This window comes from Pseudoalteromonas sp. P1-9 (assembly GCF_001399975.1).
In the GTDB taxonomy this organism is placed as follows: Bacteria; Pseudomonadota; Gammaproteobacteria; order Enterobacterales; family Alteromonadaceae; genus Pseudoalteromonas.
Genome location: NZ_LKBD01000163.1, coordinates 1 through 273, shown reverse-complemented (window position 1 = coordinate 273; position 273 = coordinate 1). Strand labels below are relative to the sequence as shown.

1 protein-coding gene is annotated in these 273 nt (G+C 64.5%); it reads left to right on the top strand.

Annotated features, from left to right (window positions below):
- Positions 1–254, top strand: a 254-nt coding sequence (locus AN214_RS22025) for a GNAT family N-acetyltransferase (RefSeq protein ID WP_144430249.1), incomplete at its 5' end; no start/stop codon positions are given.
- Between the last annotated feature and the right edge of the window lie 19 nt (positions 255–273).

Here is a 273-nt window from a genome sequence, read left to right as displayed (position 1 = left end):
CGGAAGTGCACAGTGTCCACGTGGATGCTGGCCATCGTGGCCAGGGTATCGCCCGTCAGCTTCTTCTTGCCGCGTTCGCGGCTGCGCGCGCGGAAGGCATTGAATCGCTCACCCTCACGGTGCTGGCGGACAACGCTGCCGCGCGCGGGCTGTACGAATCGCTGGGCTTCAGTGCATTCGGCACGGAGCCGCGGGCAGTCAAACGCGCGGGCTGCTACACGGATATCGTCTCGTACTCGATCGCCCTGCAGTGACGATGAAACATTGCCGCAG